This window comes from Neobacillus sp. DZ-9 (genome assembly GCF_059587065.1).
Genome location: NZ_JCAIOL010000042.1, coordinates 1 through 1,770, shown reverse-complemented (window position 1 = coordinate 1,770; position 1,770 = coordinate 1). Strand labels below are relative to the sequence as shown.

Annotated in this window: 1 protein-coding gene; it reads left to right on the top strand. The window is 38.7% G+C overall.

Translation table 11 applies throughout. The features are described 5' to 3' along the window. Window positions 1-52 precede the first annotated feature (52 nt). Window positions 53-1,348 (top strand): IS110 family RNA-guided transposase, encoded by a 1,296-nt coding sequence (locus AC59HZ_RS31210; RefSeq protein ID WP_496549590.1) that lies wholly within the window; start codon window positions 53-55, stop codon window positions 1,346-1,348. The last annotated feature ends 422 nt before the right edge of the window (window positions 1,349-1,770 follow it).

The window sequence follows — 1,770 nt, the reverse complement described above, 5'->3', positions numbered from 1 at the left end:
CCTAAAGCTCCCCAGCGAAAAGGACAACACTCAAATACCAGGAGGATTTAAAATGAATTATAACCAAAATAAGAAGATTGCTCAAATTACTTCTCAAACCCTGATTATAGGGGTGGATATTGCAAAATTTAAGCATGTGGCACGTGCCCAGGATTTTAGAGGAATAGAGTTTGGATCCCCTTGTTATTTTGAAAATAAAAAAGAGGGATTCGAGAATTTTCTTAAGTGGATTTCGGAAATTAAGGAAGAACAAAGCATGGATAAAGTAGTGGTTGGAATGGAACCAACCGGTCACTATTGGTTTAACCTGGCTCATATTTTAAAAGAAAATGAGATTAAATTTGTGGCAGTAAACCCCTTGCACGTGAAGAAAAGCAAGGAACTAGATGATAACTCACCTACTAAGAATGATGTGAAAGACGCTAAAGTCATTGCCCAGCTGGTCAAAGACGGAAGGTATGCCGAACCAACGATACCACAGGGAGTTTATGCAGAACTACGGGTGGCAAAGAAAATACGCGATCTTTTAACAGAGGATCTTCAAACGGTCCAAGGACAGGTTCACAACTGGATTGACCGGTACTTTCCAGAATTTCTAACGGTCTTTAAGAAGTGGGAAGGCAAGGCAGCGTTACAATTCTTAAAGCTATATGCCTTACCGCATGAAATAGTAAATTTCACTGAACATGAACTGCTCTCCCATCTAAGAAAATCCGTAACTCGGAGTGTGGGAATTAATAAGATTCGGGAGTTAAAGCAAGCAGCCAGTAAGTCCATCGGACTTCGACAAGGCTCCGAAATGGCTAAATTGGAGCTAAAAACGCTTCTAGCTAAATATGAATTAATCCAGTTAAAATTCGAAGAATTGGATGCAAAAATAGATTGTTTACTTGATGAAATACCAGGTGTACCACAAATGTTAGCCATAAAAGGTGTGGGAAGGGATACAGTTGCCGGCTTCTTTGCGGAAGTTGGTGATCTTCGTGAATATACTCATCCCAGACAAATTATTAAGCTGGCTGGCTTAAGTTTAAAAGAAAATACCTCTGGTAAGCACAAAGGAAAAACAACCATCACAAAGAGGGGACGCAAAAAGCTCCGGGCTCTGTTATTCAGGGTTTGTATGATACTCGTTGCCAAAAATTCAGCATTTAAAGCATTACACGCTTTCTATACTCAACGACCTGATAATCCATTAAAGAAGATGCAGTCCCTTATTGCTTTATGTAATAAACTGATCCGTATTTTCTTTAGCATAGGTAAAAAACAGTTTGATTTTAGTGAAGAAAAGATGTTAAAGGATATTCCTCATTTGTCAGCATCAAAGAAGGTAGAAATGGCAGTTTAATTCTCTTTTATATTAGATAAATTAGTAGTTGTGTGTTTTGTAGGACGGGTACATTTGAAGCACGGATTAGTCGAAAAGCAACTAAATTACGGGCAGGACCCTGTGGGGCAGCATGGCTGACATCCACCTCATGGAAAGGTTGGACGAAGGAATTTGAGAGCGAAGACTCTGTGAGGCATGGGAGGGTTGACCTCCATGAGAAATGTGGACATCCACCAGTGCGATCATATTTTTACTCATTTACCAATTTGTGCAAGTAATTGGGTAGTGGGTTATGAGTCTTTTTTCTTTTTTAGTCCAATTTTATCCTTTCCAGTGATATTTACCCACCTAAAAAGCAATTACTAGTAAATAAACTACTATGAAAATCTAAGAAAAACGAAGAAATCGTGAGATTTTCCTTTCTTTATTGAGGGAGTTTA